Origin of the sequence: Arthrobacter sp. PvP023 (assembly GCF_017832975.1) — a bacterium.
Lineage (GTDB): Bacteria > Actinomycetota > Actinomycetes > Actinomycetales > Micrococcaceae > Arthrobacter.
Genome location: NZ_JAFIBI010000001.1, coordinates 1,329,323 through 1,345,244 on the forward strand (window position 1 = coordinate 1,329,323; position 15,922 = coordinate 1,345,244).

Sequence of the window (15,922 nt, forward strand, 5' to 3'; positions counted from 1 at the left end):
CCATGGGCAATTCCGTACTTCCGGCGGGCCTTCCCGCAACTGTCGGCGTCCTCGGCGGCGGCCGGATGGGGGCGGGCATCGCCCACGCCTTCCTGATCAACGGAGCCAACGTCCTGGTGGTGGAGCGGGACGAGGCCTCGGCCGAAGCCGCCCGGGAACGCGTCGAGTCCGCGGCCGCCAAGAGCATCGAGCGCGGCGCCACGGACGGCAACCTGGACGAAATGGTGTCGCGGCTCTCCGTGACGGTGGACTATGACGACTTCAAGGACCGCCAGTTGGTGGTGGAGGCCGTTCCGGAGGACTGGGACCTGAAGGTCTCCTCTCTCCGCGGAATCGAGGAGCGCCTCTCCGACGACGCCTACCTCGCCTCCAACACGTCCTCTCTGTCCGTCAACGGCCTGGCCCGCGAACTCAAGCGCCCGGGGAACTTCCTGGGCCTGCACTTCTTCAACCCGGTTCCCGCGTCCACGCTCATCGAGGTGGTACTCGGCGAGCAGACGGCCCCGGACCTGGCCGCCGCGGCGAAAAGGTGGGTGGAGGCGCTCGGCAAGACCGCCGTCGTCGTCAATGACGCTCCCGGCTTTGCCTCGTCGCGCCTGGGCGTGGCCATTGCCCTGGAAGCCATGCGCATGGTGGAGGAAGGCGTCGCGTCCGCAGAGGACATCGACAACGCCATGGTGCTGGGCTACAAGCACCCCACCGGGCCGCTGCGGACCACTGACATTGTGGGCCTGGACGTCCGGCTGGGCATCGCGGAGTACCTGCAGTCCACGCTGGGGGAGCGCTTCGCTCCGCCGCAAATCCTGCGCGACAAAGTGGCCCGCGGCGAACTGGGCCGGAAAACGGGCAAAGGATTCTTCGACTGGCCGGCTTAGGGTTCGAGGCCCATTGTGCGGTCCGGGCGGGTTCCGGGCCTTGCGTCCGGAAAGCTGAGGACCCGGAAAGCCTAGCGCCCGGCCCGCGCGTCGAGGGCGGACTTCAGGCCGTTCATCGCGGGGTCCCGGAGCGACATGAACGCCGGCTTCATGAACGGTTCAATGAGCTTGAGCGCGCCCTTGAGCTGGAATTCCGCCGTGTACTGCACCGTGCAGCCGGTCCCGTCCGGGGAGACGTCGATCGAGTCCTCGGAGATGACGGTTTTGTTTTGGCCCCGGAGCTTGATGTGGCTGCCGGTCAGCTCCACCACTTCGTAGATGAGGGTCTGACGCTTGCCCCGGAACTCCGCTTCGGCGTGGTACCTGTGGCCCATGGCAACGGGGCCCTCGGAGAGCTTCTTCACCACAGGGGTGCCCGGATCCCATTCAGCGGTGTGTTCGAAGGCTGACAGGTAGGTAAAGGCTTCCTCTGCCCCGAGGGGAGAGCTGACGGTTCCCGCTACTGTGATCATCCCAACAGCCTAGCCGCTGCCCCTAGGATGGTCCGGTGACTTCCATCGAACCCATCACGCTGACCGGTCAACACGTCGTTCTCGAACCGCTGAGCCACGCGCACCACGACGGCCTGGTGGAGGCTGCCCGCGACGGTGAACTCTGGAAGCTCTGGTACACCAGCGTGCCCGGCCCGGAGGGCATGGCCGCAGAGATCGACCGCCGGCTCCGGCTCCAGGAAGTCGGCTCCATGCTCCCGTTCACCACGCGCCTCCTTGATCCCGCCACCGGCGGTCCCGGCCGGGTGATCGGGATGACCACGTACATGAATATCGACGCCGCCACTCCCCGCGTGGAGATCGGTTCCACGTGGAATGCGGCTTCTTCGCACGGCACCGGAACCAACGCGGACTCCAAGCTGCTCCTGCTCCGGCACGCCTTTGAAACGCTGGGTTGCCCGGCCGTCGAGTTCCGGACGCACTGGCTCAACCACCAGTCCCGGGAGGCGATTGCGCGGCTCGGAGCCAAGCAGGACGGCGTGCTCCGCAGCCACACCCGGACGGCTGACGGGCAGCTCCGGGACACTGTGGTGTTCTCGATCCTCGAACATGAGTGGCCCATGGTCCGTGCCGGCCTGGAGTTCCGGCTGGCCAAGCGGCGCTAGACGGCCGAGCCCCGGATCGGGGAGCCATGGCCCACGCGGTCCGGATTGGCCAGGCCCCTACCTCGCCAACAGGCCACTACCTCGCCAAGGTGCCCGGCTTGACCTCCGCCATCACCGCCGTGGCATAGGCGCGGTGCCCGGTGGGGGTCGGGTGGAAGTTGGAATCCGCCAAGGGATTCCCGCCGTCGTAGGCGATCCACGGATCGGTGGAGTTCACGGCATGCCCGGCAAACCTCGCTGTGACGTCGACAAACTGCGCGTTCGCCCCGAAAGCATTGGCATTTGAAACTGCCGTGGCGATGGCGGTGTTGAGATTGTCGGTGGCCCGGTTGATGAGCCGCTGCTCTTCCGCGGAAAAATACGGGTTCCCGTCCGCCGGCTCGAACAGCCTTGGATACCCCAGGACGGCGATCTTCGCGGACGGAGCCGCCGTGTGAATCCGCCCGTAGGTGTAAGCGAGCGCCTCACCCACCTGACCCATCCCGCTTTCGGAGGACGCCACAGCGCCGGCGCACACTTCATCGCCGTAGGCGGCGCAGGCGCCCAGCACCTGGCTCACTCCCGCGTCGTTGGCTCCGGCGGTGATGGTGACGATTCCGGTGGACGGATTCAGTTTCCCTGCGCCGACGAGGCCCGTGAGCTGGGTGGTTACGCTGATTTGTTTCTGGAGCGGGTCATCGCCCGAAAAAAGGAGTGCCCCGTGGCAGGCGGCATTGACCACCAGGGACACTCGGCCTGTTTTGTCGACGTCGGCAACGTACCCCGGGCTGCTCTGCCAGCACGTCGCTTCGGGCGGCCTGACGGCCGCACCCGCACCGGTTCCCGCAGTGTAGGAGTCACCTACCGCTATGTAATCAAGTGCCCCTGCAGGCGCCGCTCCCGCCGGCCCTGCCGCGGTTCCCAAAGCCAGGGCCAGCGTTGCCAGGCCGGCAGCGTACGCCGCGCGCCGCCGTCGTAATATCCGGTCACTCATCAGTTTCCCCTTTGTGCTGAACTGTGCGCCGGGCTGTGGGCCGCGGGCCGGCGGCCAAGCCGCAAGTACGCCCAACGGTACCCGGCGGCCCGCCCGCCGGACACGGGCCGGAATACCCGTTTATTCGCAGGGCGCCACCCCATTTTCCGGCGGGTACCCGTGCCGGATGACGGGGGTCTGTGATTAGCTGTCTGGATGGAACAGCCTGGACAGCCCGTGCACTGGGACGGAGCCGTGAATGCCTGGCGCATTTCCGGCAGCGTGTTCCGGATGGGGCGCCGGGAATGGGTTACCGAGACGGGCTGGAAACAGGCGTACGACGACGGCGTCCGCACCGTGATCGACCTCCGGAACCCCTCGGAACACGGACTGAGGGACACGGACCCCGCTGTTGGCGCTGAGGTGCTGGCGGCGTTCGACGTGGTGCATGCTCCCACGGAGGAGCCGGACCACCCGGAGTTCAAAGAGTTGTGCTCCCCGTACCTGAACGATCCTGCCTGCTACGCGGCCAATGCCCGGCTGTTTCCGGACAAGCTGGTGGCCGTCTTCAAGGCGGTTGCCGCGGCACGCGCCGGTGTGGTGATCCACTGCTCCGCGGGCCGGGACCGCAGCGGAATGGTGGCTGCGATGCTCCAGGACCTCTCCGGCGCCGGCGACCATGAGATTGTGTCCGGTTACCAGGCGGCCATGCGGGGCATCAATGAGCGCCACCGGCTCGTCGGTCCGCCGCACAAACACGAGCGCTACCTGGCGGAGGACGTCCTGGTGCCGCTGCTGGAGAAGCGCGGCGGCGGAACCCTGGAATTCGTCCGCGGCCTGGATACCCGGAACTATCTCTTGCGGCACGGGGTCACCGTGGCCGAACTGGATGCCATCCGCTCCCGGCTGGCAGCCAGGGTGACGACGTAAACACACTATGGGGGACACCTTGACGCATCATTCCGGCCGGAACCAGTTCAACCGCGCCCTGGGGCTGGCCGCTTGTGCCGCCCTGGCGTTCGGCGGTACGTTCCTGGCTGTCCCCGCCGTCGCAGAGTCCGGTTCGCCGGTTCCCGACCCCTCCGTATCGGCGCCGGCCGTATCCACGCCTGCACCCGCCGCGACTGCGCCCCCGGCGACGGCATCGCCCCCTGCGGGCGGTTCCGCACCCGCCATCAGCGACGCCGGCCTGACGGAGGCCATCCTCCGCGACCTGGGCATGACACTGGAGCAGTTCAACGCGGCCGGTGACCAGGGCAAACGCGCGGCCGACGCCGTTGCCTCCTTGCGCGGATTGCCCGGCTACGTGGGAATCAGCTTGAAAGACGGCCGGATTGTGGTCGAGGGCAGCGGCCCGGAGCTCGACGCCCGGGTGGCGGAACTCAATGCCGCGGGAACCGGAGATTTTGTGCTTGTGGCGTCCAGTGCGGTGCCGGCGGCGCCGGCCGCATCACCGGCACCTTCAGCGTCCGCCCCCTCAGGGGCAGCCCAGCCTGCGCCGGAACGCGTCGCGGCCAGCACGGACCAGCTGTTCAAGGACTACGTCCGCGAGGTCGGCGCCGAAGGCCTCCAGGCTGTGGCGTATGCCAACGGCAGCTTTGTGATCCGCACCGGCGGCACCAACCAGCCGGAGGCCGAAGGCGCCCCGGCCAACCCGGCAACCCCCGGGCGCTTGGCGGCGTCGCCCTCGCCGTCCGAATTCGTGGCGCGCTATTCAAACGTCCGCCTGGAAGAGGGCGCACCGCTTGCCCCGGAGGAGGACTTCTTCGGCGGGCAAGGCTACGTCCTCAACAACGGCGTCATCTGCTCCGCCGGTTACGGTGCGTACAGCCCGGACGGGAAACCGCTGGTCCTCACTGCCGGCCACTGCACCGAAGACGGCACCCTCACCACGGCCAACGTGGAGAGCCCGGAATCGCCCGCGAACAAACTTCTCGGCACCCTGGGCTTCAGCCAGTTCGGCGGCCCGGGCAACTCCTGGATCACGGGCGACGAGGCCAACCCCGGAAACGTGGGCACGGACATCGCGGAGATCGGGGACATCCGGCCGGGCCTTGACGTTCAACCCGCAACCTCCCGCTGGGATGCGCCCGCGGACCCCGGATCCACGGCCGTGAAGATCATCGGAACCGCGTCGCCGTCGCCCGGACAGGCCGTCTGCCGGTCCGGCCGGACTGCCCGCTGGTCCTGCGGCACCGTGGACGAAGTGGGCATCTACGTCGTGGGCGGTTTCACCGCCGACCCGTCCGACCTCCGGGCCTTCCGCGGCTTCCTGTCCACCTCCGTCCAGTCCAGCGGCGGCGACTCCGGCGGACCTTGGATCAGCGGCAACTTCGCCGTCGGCACCCACTCCGCGGGGGACCGGGTTGTTCCCGGCCAGCCGATCAACAACTTCGCCGTTGCCACCACGCTGGAAGACGCCATGACCCGGCTTCCCGGCGTGCAGCTTCAGCTGTTCCTCAACAAACCCCTGCTCACCGAACCGGCCGACGGCGGCGGAGTGGCACTCGGCCAGACCATCACCGGGCAGGTCCCGGCGGCCCCCGCCTCCGCCGTCGCCGCGGGATCGAAGGTCCGCATCACCGTGCCCGGGCACGAACCTGTGGAGGTGCCCGTGGACTCCGCCGGGCAATGGCAGTTCACGGCCCCCTCACCCGCAGGCCGGCTTCGGTTCACCGCCGAAACCGTGAACGGCTTCAGCCACTCCGGAGCCAGCACCTTCGAGGTCACAGTGCTGCCGTCGGAGCTACCGGCACCTGCCATTGCCGGCCCGGCCGAGGGTGCCGCGCTCACGGCCCTCGAACGCATTGAGGGCACCGGAACGCCCGGTGCCACGGTGGAACTTTCCGGCGACACCGCCGGCCAGGCCGTGGTGGGGCTGGACGGGAAATGGGCAGTGCCGGTGACAGGCGAGGCGAGGTACGGATCCTTCACCGTCAAGGCGGTGCAGACCGCCCGGGGCGTCGTCGCAAGCCCGGCGGCAAGCCGGAGCTTCACAGTGGTGCCGCCGTCGCCTGCGGTTGCCAACATCCGGGACGGTCAGCGTTTCGCGCACGACGCCGTTCCCCGGCGGATCACCGGATCAGCTGTGAAGGGCGCTGCGGTGACCGTCACGGTGGATGGCGTACCGGTGCAGGCCGCCTCGGACGGGGCCTGGAGCGCGCCGCTGCCGGCAGGGCTAGCGGCCGGAACCCACACCGTGACGGTCCGCCAAACGGTCGACGGCGCGGCCTCCGCACCGGTGAACCTCACCTTCGCGGTTGACCCGGCACCGGTTGTTGTTCCCGCCGGCGTCACCCCGGCAGGCATCTCGGGCCAGTTGCCGGCCACCGGCGCCGACGGCCTGCTTACCGCGGCCGGTGTCGGGGCAGGTGTGCTGCTGCTCGGCGGTGTCGCCCTGGTCCTTGCCAGGCGGCGCTCCCGCCGGTGAGCAAGACGCCCTCGAGTTTTTGTCCACTTATCGCGTCCAAAAGGGGCCATATCTCGCGATAAGTGGACAAAAACTCGGCGCTCCTGGAAGTCGGCCAGCCAAAGGTCCGGGCCGACTGGCACTTCTTCGCACGGGGAAACCGGTGTAGCGGGCGGCGTGCAGCTGCTCAGCCTTCCGCGGCCAGTTCGCCCCGCGCAATGCTGTCCGACGAATGCGCAGGGTTGCCGTCGAACGGCTCGTTGGACACATCCACGATGGGGTACTGGGCAAGGTCGAGGCCAGCGGGGATGGCGAAGACGCCGGGCTCGCCGTCCAGCACGCCAAGGCTGACCAGCTTGGAGAGGTCCGGCGAGATCACCCAGACCTCCCGGTAACCGCTGATTTGGCCCTCCGAGAGCTGCACGACCAGTTGGCGTGTGCCGTCGGGAAGCTCCTCCACCAGGGCCTTGCCGCTGGCGGTGTAGGACTTCAGGGGCTGTAGCGGAGCCTGGGCAAGGACCACTGCCTGCGGGGCCGTCGGCGTGGGGGAAGGCACTGCTTCCGGGCCTTGTCCCAGGACGTTGTAGCCGGCCCACACTGCAGCGGCGCCCACCACGATCCCTGCCGCCGCGGCCATGGCCACCCACCGCCGGGCAGCTGCCCTGGCGGATGCGGCGCGCGGCCTAAGTGGTGTCGGAGGGGTGACCGGCGCCGCGGTGCCTGTGCCCGCCGTCGTACCTTCCGCGGAGGCCTGCCGGCTCAACGGGTCCTGCGCCTGCTCGGGGGAGAGGCCCAATGCCTGATGGATGGCTGCCCAGTTGTGCGGTCCGGGCGTGGCCAGTTCCACTTCCGCGGGATCCACGGTGGCGGCGCGGACGGTGCGTTCCAAGGCCGCCAGAGTGCCTGCACATTCAGGGCAAAACGCCAGGTGGTCAGCCTCGGCCGGCGTCAGGGCGGGTTCACCCAGGGCCATCAGGCTCAGCTGCTCATCGTCAAGATGCTTCATGGCCCACCTCCAGGCGGGTGCGCATCCGCGAAAGGCTGCGACGGATATGGCTCTTGACGGTTCCCAGGGGCAGCTGCAGGCGCGACGAAATCTGATCGTGCGTGAGGTCCTCGTAGAACGCCAGCTTCATGATCGCTTTCTGTGGATCGCCCAACCGCTCCAGCTCTTCCTCCAAGGTTATGCGGTCGGCCACGGCTTCCACGTCAGCAGCCAGCGGTCCGGCGCCGCGCTCATCGCCGACGAACTGGCCCGCAGCATGTTCCAGCTCCTGCCGGCGCATCCGGGCGGACAGTGCGTCGGAGATGGCATTGCGGGTGATCCCCACCAGCCAGGCAGGCAGCCGCGCGGCCTCGGGCCGGTAGCTGAGGCGGGACTTCCAGGCGCGGATGAAGACTTCCTGGGTGACGTCGTCGGCCGCTGCCCGTTCCCCCAGGGACCGCAGCGCCAGGGTGTACACGAGCGGGCTCAGCCGCCGGTAGGCCTCGGCGAGGGCCGCTTCCTGCCCGGCCGCGAACGCATGATCGAGAGCGGCGTCCCAATCGTGCGGGCCGGGAGGCGTCATCAATGGCTCCTTCGAGCGGCAGTGAGACCTGTGGAACCACATTATGCCGTGCCCGCTGGCGCTCCGCCATAGTACGGGGCCTTGACCGCCGCCTTCGCAGCGGAGCAAGCTCGAGGAAGGCCCTCCGGCAACCCCGGGCCCAGCAGAGCCTCCGTGCCGCAGGTCCTCAGCCTTGACCCCCGACTCGAGGAGAGCCCCATGAGCACCGCAACATTCAATGACCTGCTCGCCAAACAGGTGGGTAATGAGTTCGCAGCGTCCCAGCAGTACATCGCCATTGCGGCGTGGTTCGACGGGCAGGATCTGCCCAGGCTTGCCAAGCATTTCTATCGGCAGTCGCTGGAGGAGCGGAACCACGCGATGATGATGGTCCGGTACATCCTGGACCGCGGCATCAGGATTTCGATTCCCGGCATCGACGCGGTCCGGAACGACTTCACTTCGGCGGAGGAGCCGCTGGTCCTGGCCCTGGCGCAGGAAATTGGGGTCACGGACCGCATCAAGGAACTCTTCGCCGCAGCGAGGGCCGAAAACGACCCCCTGGGCGAACAGTTCATGCTCTGGTTCCTCAAGGAGCAGGTGGAAGAGGTCGCGTCCATGTCCACGCTCCTCAACGTCGCGCGCCGGGCGGACAACCTCTTCGACGTCGAGATGTTCCTGGCCCGCGAGCGGGTGGGTGACGCCGAGGGCGGCGCCGGTCACGGCGGCCACCATGGCGGCGGGCATGGGGGTCACGGCGGCGGAGGGCAGGAGTCCGGCACGCCGGAAGCGGCGGGCGGGGCGCTCTGAAGCACGACGGCGGGACGTTGCGTTCGCCCGCCTGCGGGATGTCGCGTTCGCTCGCCTGCGCGGCGCGGAAACGACGGCGGGGCCGCCCGTCAGGCGGCCCCGCCGGTAATGGCGATCAGTGATGGCGCACGTCGTTCCTGCGGGCCGCCTCAGTGACGGCCGTGCCACCGGTCCTCGGAATCAACAACCTGGACGGCCACGGCCAGGGTGCCGTCGGCCAGGCTTCCCCAGGCGTAGACGATCGTGTTCTTGCCGCCCTCGACCGTGATGTCAGCCGGCCCGATCACGGGATCGGTGGTCCCGGCCGCGGCCACGGACGCTGAAAAGGTTCCGGCCTTGAGCTTCAGGGTGGCCTCGTCCGGATTGCTGAGTCCCTCGATTACTGCCGATCCGCCGGCCAGGACGTCGACGGCGGGAGCTGCGGCTACGTGCCTGACAGTCAGCTTGCCCTTCTTGTCGTTGCGGGGAGCCTTGGTGTCGTTGGTGAAGAGCGTGGCCGTGGGGGCACCGTCGGCGTCGAGGTGGGCCACCGCGGTGTAGTTGCCGCCCTCGTCGAGTTCAACGTTCACCGGCCCGATCACCGGGTTGTCGGCACTGGTGGCGTCCGCGGCGGTGATGGCGATCTCGTAGTCGCCGGCATCCAGCTCCAGCGGGCCGGCCAGGGTTCCGGGAGTGAAGTCATCCAGGGTGAGTTTGCCGTCCACCCATACGTCCACGGTCAGGCCGGGCACGCCGTGCAGGACCGAGAGCTTGGCGGGGTCATCGTCGTGGTGCCAGCCGCCGGCCTGTGCCGGGGTCGCGAAGGCCAGTGCGGCCGCGAGCGACAGTGCTCCGGCGGCATACGTTGTTTTGCGCATTTCAAACTCCTCAGAGGGATGCCCGGTGACGGGCTGTGTTTGTGCTTACGCCCTTACTACCTGCGGGACGTCCTCTGTGGATGCAAACCCATGGATCTTTTTTGGCGTCAGTTTTTCCGGTCCATCAGGAGGTTGGTGATCCTAAGGGTGCACAGGCGCTGCCCGGCCTCGTTGGTGAGCAGGACCTCGTGCGTGGTCAGCGTTCCGCCCAGGTGGATGGGTGTGGCGGTGATGGTGATCTGGCCCTCGCGCGCCGACTTGTGGTGGGTGGCGGAGACGTCCACGCCCACGGCGGTCTTGCCCATGGTGCTGGCGTGGATCACCGCGGCCCAGGAGCCCACGGCCTCGCCCACGGCCAGTGAAGCACCGCCGTGCAGCAGCCCGAACGACTGCCGGTTGCCCTCCACCGGCATCGTGGCGACAACGCGTTCCACGGATTCCTCGACGATCTTCACGCCCATCTTCTCGTCGAGTTCCCCCAGCGTGATCTTCCACAGTTCGGCACTGCCGGTTTCGGGCTGCATGGCCACTTCTCTTTCCTTAGGGTGCCGCGGACGGCTTGCTTGGACGGGACCGGCATTGGAACCAGTCCGGCTTCTCTAGTGTGCAGCAAGGCACATTCATGTACTGTAGACATATTACCGAACGGACGGTCAGTAATGCACTGGCCGTGATGATCTTGCCCCGCGCTGGAAGGACCCGTCAACGATGACCACCACTGCAACTGCTCCGAAATCCTCGCTGGACACTGTGGAGACTGTTCCCAGTTTTGTCCGGGACGCCTGGTGGACCCCCGACGCCGAAGCGGCGGCTTCCGCCGTCCCCGTCCTGGATGCCAGCACCGGCGAGCTCCTCGCCAAGGTGAGCACCGAGGGACTGGACCTTGCCGACGTCGTGGATTACGGACGCACCACCGGCCAGAAGGAACTCGGCACGCTGACCTTCCACCAGCGCGCCCTCAAGCTCAAGGAACTGGCACAGTACCTCAATGCCCGCCGCGAGCACTTCTATGAGCTGTCCGCCCAGACCGGCGCCACCAAGATCGATTCCATGGTGGACATCGACGGCGGAATCGGCGTGCTCTTCACCTTCGGCTCCAAGGGCCGCCGCGAGCTGCCCAACTCCCAAGTGGTGGTGGACGGCCCCATGGAGGTGCTGTCCCGCGACGGTTCCTTCGCCGGCGAGCACATCTACACCCGCATCCCGGGCGTCGCCGTGCAGATCAACGCCTTCAACTTCCCGGTGTGGGGCATGCTGGAGAAATTCGCGCCCGCCTTCATCGCCGGTGTTCCCACCATCGTCAAGCCCGCAACTCCCACGGGCTACGTGGCCGCGGCCGTGGTCAAGGCCATGATCGAGTCCAACATCCTGCCCAAGGGCTCGCTGCAGCTCATCTCCGGCTCGGCCCGCACCATCCTGGACAACCTCGACTACCGCGACCTGGTGTCCTTCACCGGCTCCGCCTCCACGGCCAATTCCCTGAAGTCGCACCCGAACGTGGTGAACGGCGGCGTCCGGTTCACGTCGGAGACCGATTCGCTCAACGCCGCCATCCTGGGCCCGGACGCCGTCAAGGGCACCCCGGAGTTCGACGCCTTCATCAAGTCCGTGGTGACCGAAATGACCGTCAAGGCCGGCCAGAAGTGCACCTCCATCCGGCGCACCATTGTGCCGCAGGGCATGGTGTCCGACGTCGTTGCCGCCGTGGGTGCCCGGATCGAGGAACGCGTGGTGCTGGGTGATCCCCGTGCCGAGGGCGTCACCATGGGTGCGCTCGCTTCCCTTGAGCAGCTGGCCGATGTCCGCGCCGCTGTTCAGTCCATGCTCGACGCCGGCGGCGAGCTTGCGTACGGCACCCTGGATTCGCCGTCGGTCACCCGCGCCGACGGCGCCAAAGGCGTCGTCGAAGACGGTGCTTTCATGTCCCCGGTGCTGCTCAGCTGGGCGGACGCCGAAGCCGAGGAAGTCCACTCGCTGGAAGCCTTCGGTCCGGTGTCTTCGGTGATTGGCTACACCGACCTGGCCGACGCCGTGCGCCTCGCCGCCCGTGGCGGCGGCTCGCTGGTGGCTTCGGTGTGCACCAACGATCCCGAGGTTGCCCGCGAACTGGTCACCGGGATTGCCGCGCACCACGGCCGCGTCCTGATGCTCAACCGCGAGGACGCCCGCAGCTCCACCGGGCACGGTTCGCCGGTCCCGCACCTGGTCCACGGCGGTCCCGGACGTGCCGGCGGCGGTGAAGAACTGGGCGGCATCCGTTCGGTGATGCACCACATGCAGCGCACCGCCATCCAGGGTTCACCCAACATGCTCACCGCCGTCACGGGCATCTGGCACACCGGCGCCGACCGTAACTTCACGCTCGAGACCGAAGGCCAGCACCCGTTCCGCAAGCACCTGAGCACGCTGCACATCGGCGACGCGATCCGCTCCGAGCTGCGCGAAGTGAGCCTGGAGGAGATCACCAAGTTCGCCAACTCGACGGGCGATACGTTCTACGCCCACACCAACCAGGAGGCTGCGGAGGCCAATCCGTTCTTCCCGGGCATCGTGGCGCACGGCTACCTGCTGCTGGCGTGGGGTGCCGGGCTGTTCGTGGAGCCTGCCCCGGGCCCCGTGCTGGCCAATTACGGCCTGGAGAGCCTGCGCTTCATCACCCCGGTGGCTGCGGGCGATTCGATCCGTGTCACCCTGACCGCCAAGAAGATCACCCCGCGCGAGACGGACGAGTACGGCGAAGTGGCCTGGGACGCGGTCCTCACCAACCAGAAGGACGAAATCGTAGCCACCTACGACGTCCTCACCCTCGTCGAAAAATAACCCGGAGACAAAACAACCCCTGGGACGCTCTCTCACTTGTGGCGGGCTTTTCCCCAACGCTCTCTCACCTCCTGCCGGATTTTCCCCAACGCTCTCTCACTTGTGTGGTGAGAGAGCGTTGGTGCATTGGGGCAGGATGTGGGAGGGGGTTCGAAATACGACGCCGGCAATGCCGGTCCGTGGCGCCGGTTAGCCTTGGCGGGCCTTCATTCGTGGGTTCTTCTTATTGATAACGAAGGTGCGGCCGCGACGGCGGACGATCTGGGCTCCCGGTATTTTCTTCAGTGCCCGCAGCGAGTTCCGAACTTTCATGATGTGCTCCTTTGTGATGTTTCGGTTGGGTGGTTAAGGCCGAATGGATCAGGGAATGGGGCTGTGCCCGAGAGCATCTCCGCCTCTGACAGCTCGCACGCCATAAGCAACGCGGCGACCTCTGCGGTGTCGGCCTCGTCGCCCGTGACGGCCAGGACGGTCCCGCGGTCGCCGAACTCCGGGTGCCAGTCGAGTGCGGAGTCGGGGCCGGTCTCCGGGGGCATGGACGGGCGCGATGTCCGGTCTGCCTGCCAGGCTCCGGTGTTTTCAAGCCACACGCGCGGGCCGATGCCCTCGATGGCGATCCGGCATTCGGGAGCTGATGCCATCCAGAGACGCCCGCGGAGCCAGCAGCATCCCTCCGCAAGCGCCGCCAAGGCGTGCCGGAAGCGCTCAGGATGAAGGGGCCGCTCAATCCGCTGCACCACAGTGCTGAACGGTGAGCAAGACCGCGCAGGTACCCGCACCGAGCCGGGCCTGGTCCTGGCCGTTGCCTCCGACGGGTCATGCCGTCCCGGCCGGATGCCGCCGTCGCCAGTGGTCACCCTCGCGTGGGGGGCCAGTTCCCGGATGAGCTGCATGCCACGTTCCCGGGCATCAGGATTAACCGGCACCAGGGCGGGATCGGCCAGCAGGACCGTGTCGCTGAACGCGAGTTCCCCGATCAGGAATTCCCCCGGCGTCCGGTCATCGCTCGCAACCGGAGTGAAACCGGACTCGAACAAGGTGTGGTGGTCCCAGATCTGGTCTTCCACCGCATCGGGAGTGCAGGCAAGCACTGCCGAATCGACTGTGACTGATGCCCCGAGGCCTTTCAATAGTGCGTCCACGGCCATCGCTGACGCCACGGCAGGCGGCAGGCCCAGAATGATGTGGGAACCCTGCTCCAACAGTCCGCCCACGGTGGGCACCACATGCAGGCGCACGGTGCAGCTGAGGCAGCCGTGCTCCAGTAGCGATTCGTCACGGTCAATCCGTGTGCCATCCCTGAAGATCCGGCGGATGACCAACCCGTCTTCGAGCAGGTCGTGGAAAACAACCAGGGCGCCGGGCGAATTCGCGGCCAGAGCGGCGCAGGCTTGTTGCCGGCAGAAGCCATCCAGGGAACTTACAACTGTCACATTCATGATTCGAGGGTATATGAGAATCATTCTCATTTGCAAAGCAACGCGAAAAACCCCGGCGTCCGCGATTGCGTTCAGCGCATGGGGGGCAGAAGTGAGAGAGGGTCGGCCGTTTTGGGGGGCAGGAGTGAGAGAGCGTCGGCCGTTTTGGGGGCAGAAGTGAGAGAGCGTCGGCCGTTTTGGGGGCAGAAGTGAGAGAGGGTTTCGTAAGATCTTTCTGGTCCGTCCCGGCGTAAGATTTTCAGCGTAGGAGGTGGCGAAATGTCCCTAGTACTCAACAAAGCCACAACAGTCCTGCCAGTCGATGATGTAGAGCGTGCCCGACATTTTTATGCGGACACTTTGGGGCTCCCGCACCGGGGCGTGGCAGATGACGGAAGCGAATTGTTTGGCTCGGAGGGCGGCCCGATGCTGCAGCTGATGCCAGTCAAGGATGGTAAGCATTCAGAGCACACCACTCTGAGTTTCGAAGTCAGCGAGATCGAACGCACAGTCAGGGAAATGGAAGCCAAGGGCGTCGCATTCCAGGACTACGATCTCCCGGATCTCAAGACCGAGAACCACATTTGTACAACTGACTCCGAGAAGTGCGCATGGTTCATGGACTCCGAGCACAACATCCTCTGCGTGCACGAGAACATCGGCGCAGTAGCGGATTACCAGCTTTGACCCGCAGCTCCTGGCACCCTGCCTGAGGAACAGCGCCCCGGTCCGTCGGGGCGCTGTTCTTCGTTAACGCTCCCTTTTCAGCCGCCCCTTTTCAGCCGACGCGAGGTGCCGCACCATGACTGACCCGCAGCCAGGGCAACCGACCCCGGTCCCGACCCGCCGCAGGCTCGTGTGGCTGCCTCGGACCAGGATCGGCAAGGTGGCGGGGATCCTGGACCTGGTCGTGCTGGCTTTCCCGGCCTGGGTCTTGCCGTCCTGGTTTCTCATCTCGTTTCTGGTTGGTGCGGGCGGCATGTTCGAGTCGCCCCGGGTGATTGCCGCGAATAGCCTCTTCCAGGTCCTGGTGGTGGCGGGCGTTCTGGTGGTCAACCTGTTGGCGCTGCTCTTCAAGAAGGACCATGCGATCCTGCTCGGCCTGGCCGTCGTCCTGCTCTCCGCGGTGTTGGCCTACGCGGGCTGGTACACCGCCGTGCACTCGTCAGGGTGAGCCGGCCGGCGGCGTGGACCACGGCGTGACCGGCCGCTCCTGCCGGACGCCGTCCACGGTGATGTCCACGCGTTCGTTGAAGAAGCACACCAGTCCGTGGATCTGCGCGGCGTCGCGGAAGCGCTGGTCGTACATCCACGCGACATTCCGGCCGTTCTCGGCAGGCGGGTAGCTCAAATAGCTTGCAGTGCCCTTGTAGGGGCACACCGTCTGCTTGTCGCCGGCCTCCATGAGGTCCAGCCGGACGTCCGCCGGCGGGATGTAGTAGCGCACCGGCAGCATGGTTTCGTACAGCAGCTGCGCACCGTTCGTGGCGGCCAGCGTGACGTCGTCGAGCCTTACCTCAACGGTGAGTGACGACGCCCGGACGTCCACGCGGTGGAACGGATCGCGGGGATGGCCGATGATCTCCTCGTCGTCCTCGAGCCAGTCGAAGGCGTTGAAATCCAGCACCACGTGTCCGGCGAGGTCCGGATCAGCCGGCCGGAAGGCCGCGCGGGGCAGCCTCGCGTCGGAGGTCACGACGTCGAACTCCTCGCCTGCCGCTGTGTGGCGCCCGAAACCGGTGCGCGGATCCAGCGACGGCGGGGCGTCCAGCATGATTTTTACCCCGTATTCGGGGACGTCGCCGGTCTCCTCTCCGGGCGGCGCCAGGTCGGCCCGGAGGTCCACTTCGGGGACGGCGAAGACGGGGGTGATGCGTTTGGGCTCCCACACCAGGAGTGCGTAGTTCGTGTCGACGACGGCGTTCCCGCCCGCCATGGCACGGACCCTTTTCGGGGTGGGCTGGTAGCGCAAATCGGGGAAAGTGCCGAAGATGACGTCTGATAACTTCGTGGCCATGAGTACAGGGTGAGCGCCACTTATCGCGCCGTCAATGACCACCCCGGCAGCTGTCCGGTGG

General features: G+C 67.0%; 17 protein-coding genes. 8 read left to right on the top strand and 9 right to left on the bottom strand.

Annotation, left to right across the window (positions count from 1 at the left end):
* The first annotated feature begins 2 nt into the window (after nucleotides 1-2).
* A complete protein-coding gene (locus JOE31_RS06165; RefSeq protein WP_209742616.1) occupies nucleotides 3-875 on the top strand; it encodes a 3-hydroxyacyl-CoA dehydrogenase family protein in 873 nt (290 codons plus the stop codon).
* Nucleotides 876-946: 71 nt separating this feature from the next.
* On the opposite strand, the gene JOE31_RS06170 is transcribed toward JOE31_RS06165, so the two are convergent.
* Entirely contained in the window at nucleotides 947-1,387 is a 441-nt protein-coding gene (locus tag JOE31_RS06170) for an SRPBCC family protein (protein ID WP_209742617.1), read from the bottom strand.
* Nucleotides 1,388-1,422: 35 nt separating this feature from the next.
* Here JOE31_RS06170 and JOE31_RS06175 point away from each other — a divergent pair, with 35 nt between their 5' ends.
* Nucleotides 1,423-2,031: a GNAT family N-acetyltransferase gene (locus JOE31_RS06175; RefSeq protein ID WP_209742618.1), complete on the top strand. Its 609-nt coding sequence runs from the start codon at nucleotides 1,423-1,425 to the stop codon at nucleotides 2,029-2,031.
* A gap of 76 nt (nucleotides 2,032-2,107) precedes the next feature.
* Here the strand turns inward: JOE31_RS06175 and JOE31_RS06180 are convergent, their stop codons facing one another.
* The gene (locus JOE31_RS06180; RefSeq protein ID WP_209742619.1) at nucleotides 2,108-3,004 is read right to left on the bottom strand and encodes an SGNH/GDSL hydrolase family protein; all 897 of its coding nucleotides are present in this window, start codon (nucleotides 3,002-3,004) and stop codon (nucleotides 2,108-2,110) included.
* A gap of 195 nt (nucleotides 3,005-3,199) precedes the next feature.
* Here JOE31_RS06180 and JOE31_RS06185 point away from each other — a divergent pair, with 195 nt between their 5' ends.
* Nucleotides 3,200-3,913, top strand: coding sequence for a tyrosine-protein phosphatase (locus JOE31_RS06185; protein ID WP_209742620.1), 714 nt, complete (start codon nucleotides 3,200-3,202; stop codon nucleotides 3,911-3,913).
* A gap of 19 nt (nucleotides 3,914-3,932) precedes the next feature.
* Nucleotides 3,933-6,413 carry an LPXTG cell wall anchor domain-containing protein gene (locus tag JOE31_RS06190; protein ID WP_209742621.1) on the top strand — a complete coding sequence of 827 codons (2,481 nt, stop codon included), beginning with the start codon at nucleotides 3,933-3,935 and terminating at the stop codon, nucleotides 6,411-6,413.
* A gap of 166 nt (nucleotides 6,414-6,579) precedes the next feature.
* On the opposite strand, the gene JOE31_RS06195 is transcribed toward JOE31_RS06190, so the two are convergent.
* Both JOE31_RS06195 and JOE31_RS06200 read right to left on the bottom strand, forming a co-directional pair.
* On the bottom strand, nucleotides 6,580-7,398 hold the full coding sequence (locus tag JOE31_RS06195; protein ID WP_209742622.1) for an anti-sigma factor: 819 nt from the start codon (nucleotides 7,396-7,398) through the stop codon (nucleotides 6,580-6,582).
* Complete coding sequence (locus tag JOE31_RS06200; protein ID WP_209742623.1) at nucleotides 7,385-7,960, bottom strand: RNA polymerase sigma factor; 576 nt, start codon at nucleotides 7,958-7,960, stop codon at nucleotides 7,385-7,387. The genes JOE31_RS06195 and JOE31_RS06200 overlap by 14 nt, the downstream gene beginning before the upstream one ends.
* A gap of 198 nt (nucleotides 7,961-8,158) precedes the next feature.
* Here JOE31_RS06200 and JOE31_RS06205 point away from each other — a divergent pair, with 198 nt between their 5' ends.
* Nucleotides 8,159-8,749: a ferritin gene (locus JOE31_RS06205; protein ID WP_209742624.1), complete on the top strand. Its 591-nt coding sequence runs from the start codon at nucleotides 8,159-8,161 to the stop codon at nucleotides 8,747-8,749.
* Nucleotides 8,750-8,898: 149 nt separating this feature from the next.
* Here the strand turns inward: JOE31_RS06205 and JOE31_RS06210 are convergent, their stop codons facing one another.
* Both JOE31_RS06210 and JOE31_RS06215 read right to left on the bottom strand, forming a co-directional pair.
* Entirely contained in the window at nucleotides 8,899-9,606 is a 708-nt protein-coding gene (locus JOE31_RS06210; RefSeq protein ID WP_209742625.1) for a DUF4397 domain-containing protein, read from the bottom strand.
* Nucleotides 9,607-9,713: 107 nt separating this feature from the next.
* On the bottom strand, nucleotides 9,714-10,130 hold the full coding sequence (locus JOE31_RS06215) for a PaaI family thioesterase (RefSeq protein WP_043430976.1): 417 nt from the start codon (nucleotides 10,128-10,130) through the stop codon (nucleotides 9,714-9,716).
* Nucleotides 10,131-10,314: 184 nt separating this feature from the next.
* Between JOE31_RS06215 and paaZ the strand changes: the two genes are divergently transcribed.
* The gene (paaZ, locus tag JOE31_RS06220; protein WP_209742626.1) at nucleotides 10,315-12,426 is read left to right on the top strand and encodes a phenylacetic acid degradation bifunctional protein PaaZ; all 2,112 of its coding nucleotides are present in this window, start codon (nucleotides 10,315-10,317) and stop codon (nucleotides 12,424-12,426) included.
* A gap of 189 nt (nucleotides 12,427-12,615) precedes the next feature.
* Here the strand turns inward: paaZ and ykgO are convergent, their stop codons facing one another.
* Both ykgO and JOE31_RS06230 read right to left on the bottom strand, forming a co-directional pair.
* Nucleotides 12,616-12,738 carry a type B 50S ribosomal protein L36 gene (ykgO, locus tag JOE31_RS06225; protein ID WP_011693081.1) on the bottom strand — a complete coding sequence of 41 codons (123 nt, stop codon included), beginning with the start codon at nucleotides 12,736-12,738 and terminating at the stop codon, nucleotides 12,616-12,618.
* On the bottom strand, nucleotides 12,735-13,865 hold the full coding sequence (locus JOE31_RS06230) for a GTP-binding protein (protein ID WP_209742627.1): 1,131 nt from the start codon (nucleotides 13,863-13,865) through the stop codon (nucleotides 12,735-12,737). Before JOE31_RS06230 ends, ykgO begins: the two co-directional genes overlap by 4 nt.
* A 258-nt stretch (nucleotides 13,866-14,123) precedes the next feature.
* On the opposite strand from JOE31_RS06230, the gene JOE31_RS06235 reads away from it, so the two are divergent.
* Both JOE31_RS06235 and JOE31_RS06240 read left to right on the top strand, forming a co-directional pair.
* Nucleotides 14,124-14,531, top strand: coding sequence for a VOC family protein (locus tag JOE31_RS06235; RefSeq protein ID WP_209742628.1), 408 nt, complete (start codon nucleotides 14,124-14,126; stop codon nucleotides 14,529-14,531).
* A 115-nt stretch (nucleotides 14,532-14,646) separates the two neighbouring features.
* Nucleotides 14,647-15,018 carry a hypothetical protein gene (locus tag JOE31_RS06240; RefSeq protein ID WP_209742629.1) on the top strand — a complete coding sequence of 124 codons (372 nt, stop codon included), beginning with the start codon at nucleotides 14,647-14,649 and terminating at the stop codon, nucleotides 15,016-15,018.
* Here the strand turns inward: JOE31_RS06240 and JOE31_RS06245 are convergent.
* Nucleotides 15,010-15,861: a DUF427 domain-containing protein gene (locus JOE31_RS06245; protein ID WP_209742630.1), complete on the bottom strand. Its 852-nt coding sequence runs from the start codon at nucleotides 15,859-15,861 to the stop codon at nucleotides 15,010-15,012. The two genes, JOE31_RS06240 and JOE31_RS06245, sit on opposite strands and share 9 nt — an antisense overlap.
* Between the last annotated feature and the right edge of the window lie 61 nt (nucleotides 15,862-15,922).

Coding starts and splice junctions, on each gene's coding strand:
- JOE31_RS06165 (WP_209742616.1), top strand. CDS start 3: ATGGGCAATTCCGTACTTCCGGCGGGCCTTCCCGCAACTGTCGGCGTC.
- JOE31_RS06170 (WP_209742617.1), bottom strand. CDS start 1,387: ATGATCACAGTAGCGGGAACCGTCAGCTCTCCCCTCGGGGCAGAGGAA.
- JOE31_RS06180 (WP_209742619.1), bottom strand. CDS start 3,004: ATGAGTGACCGGATATTACGACGGCGGCGCGCGGCGTACGCTGCCGGC.
- JOE31_RS06185 (WP_209742620.1), top strand. CDS start 3,200: ATGGAACAGCCTGGACAGCCCGTGCACTGGGACGGAGCCGTGAATGCC.
- JOE31_RS06195 (WP_209742622.1), bottom strand. CDS start 7,398: ATGAAGCATCTTGACGATGAGCAGCTGAGCCTGATGGCCCTGGGTGAA.
- JOE31_RS06200 (WP_209742623.1), bottom strand. CDS start 7,960: ATGACGCCTCCCGGCCCGCACGATTGGGACGCCGCTCTCGATCATGCG.
- JOE31_RS06205 (WP_209742624.1), top strand. CDS start 8,159: ATGAGCACCGCAACATTCAATGACCTGCTCGCCAAACAGGTGGGTAAT.
- JOE31_RS06210 (WP_209742625.1), bottom strand. CDS start 9,606: ATGCGCAAAACAACGTATGCCGCCGGAGCACTGTCGCTCGCGGCCGCA.
- JOE31_RS06215 (WP_043430976.1), bottom strand. CDS start 10,130: ATGCAGCCCGAAACCGGCAGTGCCGAACTGTGGAAGATCACGCTGGGG.
- paaZ (WP_209742626.1), top strand. CDS start 10,315: ATGACCACCACTGCAACTGCTCCGAAATCCTCGCTGGACACTGTGGAG.
- ykgO (WP_011693081.1), bottom strand. CDS start 12,738: ATGAAAGTTCGGAACTCGCTGCGGGCACTGAAGAAAATACCGGGAGCC.
- JOE31_RS06230 (WP_209742627.1), bottom strand. CDS start 13,865: ATGAATGTGACAGTTGTAAGTTCCCTGGATGGCTTCTGCCGGCAACAA.
- JOE31_RS06235 (WP_209742628.1), top strand. CDS start 14,124: ATGTCCCTAGTACTCAACAAAGCCACAACAGTCCTGCCAGTCGATGAT.
- JOE31_RS06240 (WP_209742629.1), top strand. CDS start 14,647: ATGACTGACCCGCAGCCAGGGCAACCGACCCCGGTCCCGACCCGCCGC.
- JOE31_RS06245 (WP_209742630.1), bottom strand. CDS start 15,861: ATGGCCACGAAGTTATCAGACGTCATCTTCGGCACTTTCCCCGATTTG.